The following is a 4,392-nucleotide window of genomic DNA, read 5'->3' on the forward strand; positions in this document are numbered from 1 at the left end:
TTATGTAGGAGATTGTTTATTTTGTCAGTATATCTTCCCTGGCTTTCAGCATTGGTCCGATATCTGACAAAATAAACCTGGCTTTCATCCCGCCGCTAAATCAAAGATTATAGCGGGGGCATTCCCGCTGAGCGAGGTAAATCTATGGGAAGACCAAGCCCCAAAAAGTACCGAGCGGCCAGCACAGATGTAATTAACGCTAAAAGCAGAACTGTAGCTTGAAAATCTTGCCCCAGACAATTCACTCCTTTGCGCCAAAGACCGTAGCTAATTGCAGCATAGAAGCCAAGGTCATTCAGGGCAACTGCGACGATCGCTCCTAGCAATCCTGCGGTGAAAAATCCCACCCACAATCCAATGGCAGTCCAAAGAAACCGCAAGAATTGGCCGAAAGCTGGATATTGAATTTTCCCGATCGCAAACACAGCTAACTCAATTCCGTTATTACAAAGTACCCTCGGCCAAAAGCCAAGAGCTAGGATCGGTAACATCCAAGCAGCCTGAATATACCTATCGTCATACAATATCTTAATCGCGACATCCCCAAAGCTAACCAACAGTGTTAAGCCAACCGCGAAGGCGATCGGGATCGGTTGGCGATTTTTGAGGATCTTAGCGCGAAGTATTTCGCGAGGCTGGTCAACCAACTTGGTAATAGCCGGAAACATCACCTTGCCACTCAGGGCTAAAGTGATAGAGCGCGGTATGTCAGCAAGCGTGAGAGCAACGCCGTAAACGCCCAACACATCCAATGTCAGTAATTTTCCCAGAATCAGCCGATCGGCTTGCTCTGCAAAAAATGTTAAAGCGGTTGAAACAAATATCCACTTTCCAAAAGAAAGAATTTCTTTAACTACCTCTTGATTCCATATCAAGCGGTTAGGCGAACCAGAATTCCAATAGTGGCTCCAGATTAATTGCAGAATTTGTGACGCAAAGGAGCCCATCAATATCGCCCAGATGGTCGGACTCAACCTTGCCCAAACAATCATTACCACAATCCCGATCGACTGTCCCGACAACTCAAAAATTGCTAGCTGACCGAAAGCCATATTCCGGTTGAGCGTGAACACCGAAGTTGAATTGAACCCGCAGATCACCGTCCCCAAACCCACCACAGGGATTAACCAAAGGAACTGAGGCTGTTGGTATAAGTGGGCAATTGGCGCTGCCAGCAAAAGCGTACAGAACCAAAGAATCACGCCACGACAGACCTGCAAAGTCCAGGCAGTGTTGAGAAAATCTGGCTCTTCCCCGCGCTTGTTCTGGATGAGGCTAGTACCGATACCGAGGTCTGAGAACAGGTGCACAGCCGTTATGAATACGTAGACGAGACTCATAAGACCAAAAATTTCCGGTACTAGCAGGCGAGTCAGGATCAGGTTACTGCCTAACCGCAGCACCTGACTAAGCCCATAGCTAGCAATCGTCCACACTGCCCCCCCGACAGCAAGCTGTTTAACTGATGACATAATAAATTTGGCGTAAGGGAAACCGAAAGAGTCGGCTTTTGAGCGAGGTTGTGGTACCAGTTGCTTTTAGCAGCTCACCTGCTGACACAAAAAATACTCGCCAATCTATTGTTGAGCTATTGATGGCGAGACTTCTCGATTTTAGACCTCAACAGCGCTGCTAATTACCCGATCTGTGCAGCGCGATCGGCACAATGCTGGTCGGCCAATCCCCGTACCCTAAATGTGTGGATCTTAGATAACATAGTTACAGTGTTACAGTTTATATAACAAAGACATCATAAACTTTATGTTAGGGAACACAGTGGAATTTATCTGAAAGTTGCACAGCGGCTAACTACCTGATTAATAATTACTCATTACCAATGTCACACCCTCTCTACGTCGCCTTTATTTGGCACCAGCACCAGCCTTTGTATAAATCGAGGGCATCTACGGTCGGACCAGACACCAGTTCCCGATCAAACTCGCCCATATTGCAGTCCAGAAACTTTGACATCCAAGGTCACTATCGACTGCCTTGGGTGCGCTTGCACGGAGTCAAAGACTACTTGGATTTAGTACTCCTTCTGGCAAAATATCCCAAACTGCATCAAACCGTAAACCTGGTTCCGTCCTTGATTTTGCAGATAGAAGACTCCATCGCAGATAGAGCAATAGACCCTTACTTGGCGGTAACTCTGAAGCGAACCGAGGATTTAAACATCGAAGAACAAGAGTTTATTTTAGAACACTTCTTTGACGCCAATTACCACACCCTGATTCAGCCCCATCCCCGCTACGCTCAACTCTACACTCAGCGGCAGGAAAAAGGCATTCAGTGGTGTTTAGCAAACTGGAAGTTGCAGGATTTTAGCGACTTGCTGGCGTGGCACAATTTAGCTTGGATTGACCCGCTGTTTTGGGATGACCCGGAGATTGCAGGGTGGCTCAAACAAGAACAAAATTTTAGTTTAGCCGACCGAAAAAACATCTACTCAAAACAAAAAGAAATCCTCGCTCGCATCATTCCCCAGCACCGTAAAATGCAAGCTGAGGGACAGTTGGAAGTCTCCACAACCCCCTACACGCACCCGATTTTACCGCTGCTTGCCGACACCAACGGCGGCCGGATAGCCATTCCCAACATGACGCTGCCACAACAGCGGTTTCAGTGGGAAGAAGATATTCCCCGACACCTGAGAAAAGCCTGGGAAATGTATCAAGACCGGTTTGATTGCCAACCGCGCGGTTTGTGGCCATCGGAACAAGCAGTCAGCCCGGAAATTTTGCCCTACATTGCCAAACAAGGCTTTAAATGGATAGTCTCGGACGAAGCAGTATTGGGGTGGACAATTAAACACTTTTTTAACCGCGATGCGGCGGGGAATGTCTGGGAACCAGAATTGTTATATCGCCCTTACCGTTTAGAAACTCCTGACGGTGATTTAGCAATAGTATTTAGAGACCACAGATTGTCCGACTTGATCGGGTTTACCTACGGTTCGATGGAACCGGAAAAAGCAGCATCAGATTTAGTGGGACACTTAGAAGCGATCGGCAGAACTCTCAAACACCGACAGTCCGACAGCCAAACAGCTTTAGAAAATCCCTGGTTAGTTACGATCGCCCTAGACGGCGAAAATTGCTGGGAATTCTATCCCCAAGACGGCAAACCGTTCTTAGAATCCCTCTATCAAACTCTCAGCGATAATCCAGATATCAAATTAGTCACAGTCTCAGAATTTCTCGACCAATTCCCAGCAACCGAAACAATTCCCGCAGCCCAACTGCACACCGGTTCCTGGGTGGACGGTTCCCTCACAACTTGGATCGGCGACCCCGCGAAAAATCGCGCTTGGGACATATTAGGGCCCGCGAGACAAATGCTGGCAAACCATCCAGAGGCCACAGAAGAAAGCAACCCAGAAGCTTGGGAAGCACTTTATGCGGCCGAAGGTTCCGACTGGTTCTGGTGGTTTGGCGAGGGTCACACGTCGAACCAAGATGCCATGTTCGACCAGCTATTTCGCGAACACGTAGTGGCGATTTACGAAGCTCTTGGCGAACCCGTACCCCCGGAAGTGCGGCGACAAGTAGAGGTGCACGAGGTTCAAGGCGACCACCAGCCGCTGAGCTTTATTCACCCGGTGATTGACGGTATCGGCAACGAACAGGATTGGGACAAAGCCGGCCGGATTGAAGTTGGGGGAGCAAGGGGTACGATGCACCGGAGTTCGGCAATTCAGCGGCTTTGGTACGGGGTTGACCACTTGAATTTTTACATTCGCGCCGACTTTAAGGCAGGGGTGCGGCCGGGAATTGATTGCCCTCCAGAGTTAAATTTGTTTTGGTTTTATCCCGATCGCACGATGAAAAACAGTCTGATTCCGCTGTCGGATTTGCCCGACGAAGCACCGCTAAACTACCGATTCCACCATCAGTTAGAGATTAATTTGCTGACGAAATCGATTGGGTTTCACGAAGCAGGAGAGGGCGATGAGTGGCAGCCCCGCCTCAGCCGGGCCCAAGTGGGATTAGATAAATGTTTGGAGGTAGCAGTGCCTTGGGCGGATTTGCAGATTATGCCGGACTGGCAGGTGAGGCTGATTGCAGTTTTATCGGAAGGGGAGCGTTACTCTACCTCTATGCCGGAAGATGCTTTGATTGCGATCGGAATGCCGTAAAAAGTCATTAGTCTGTAGGGGCGGGTTTCTGAATTAGTCATTAGTCATTAGTCATTAGTCTGTAGGGGCGGGTTTCACGAGCAAAATAGAACGGCTAACCTAAATACATATAAACCCGCCCCCGCCTGAATTAGTCATTAGTCATTAGTCATTAGTAAATAGTCATTATTCATTAGTAATTAGTCATTAGTCATTAGTCATTAGTAATTAGTACTTATTAATTTTTTTAATGAAAAAAAAATTAAAGAATTATT

General features: G+C 47.8%; 2 protein-coding genes. One reads left to right on the forward strand and one right to left on the reverse strand.

Annotated elements, in window-relative coordinates; translation table 11 throughout:
• Nucleotides 1–107: 107 nt before the first annotated feature.
• The gene (locus ACUVJL_RS25390) at nucleotides 108–1,472 is read right to left on the reverse strand and encodes an oligosaccharide flippase family protein (RefSeq protein ID WP_445248370.1); all 1,365 of its coding nucleotides are present in this window, start codon (nucleotides 1,470–1,472) and stop codon (nucleotides 108–110) included.
• Between the two features lie 365 nt (nucleotides 1,473–1,837).
• On the opposite strand from ACUVJL_RS25390, the gene ACUVJL_RS25395 reads away from it, so the two are divergent.
• Nucleotides 1,838–4,138: a glycoside hydrolase gene (locus tag ACUVJL_RS25395; protein WP_445248371.1), complete on the forward strand. Its 2,301-nt coding sequence runs from the start codon at nucleotides 1,838–1,840 to the stop codon at nucleotides 4,136–4,138.
• Nucleotides 4,139–4,392 lie beyond the last annotated feature (254 nt).

This window comes from Microcoleus sp. OTE_8_concoct_300 (assembly GCF_031383065.1).
Lineage (GTDB): Bacteria > Cyanobacteriota > Cyanobacteriia > Cyanobacteriales > Microcoleaceae > Microcoleus.